At 54.8% G+C, this 261-nt stretch carries 1 protein-coding gene; it reads left to right on the top strand.

Annotated features, from left to right (window positions below; all coding sequences use genetic code 11):
• Nucleotides 1-261, top strand: a 261-nt coding sequence (locus ACX9YW_RS23160; RefSeq protein ID WP_460351091.1) for a hypothetical protein, incomplete at both ends; no start/stop codon positions are given.

Here is a 261-nt window from a genome sequence, read left to right as displayed (position 1 = left end):
CCCGTGGAGATAGAGTTTGCCGGCGTGATCAATCCGGATGCCATGAAGAGTGAGCATAAGGGCACGCTATATTGGCTACAGATCCGCCCGATTGTCGACAAGAAGGAGATGCTCGACGATTCAATCCTCGACGTCGATGACAACGATCTGATTCTGCGTTCGGAATCAGCCCTCGGTCATGGCGTGATGGAGGGTGTGCGCCACGTGGTCTATGTGAAGCCGAAGTCGTTCAACAGTATGCGCAATCCCGAGGTGGCGAAG

The organism is Pseudoneobacillus rhizolycopersici (assembly GCF_054786815.1).
The sequence above is the reverse complement of the archived record's forward strand: the minus strand, read 5'-3'. Positions and strand labels throughout refer to the sequence as shown.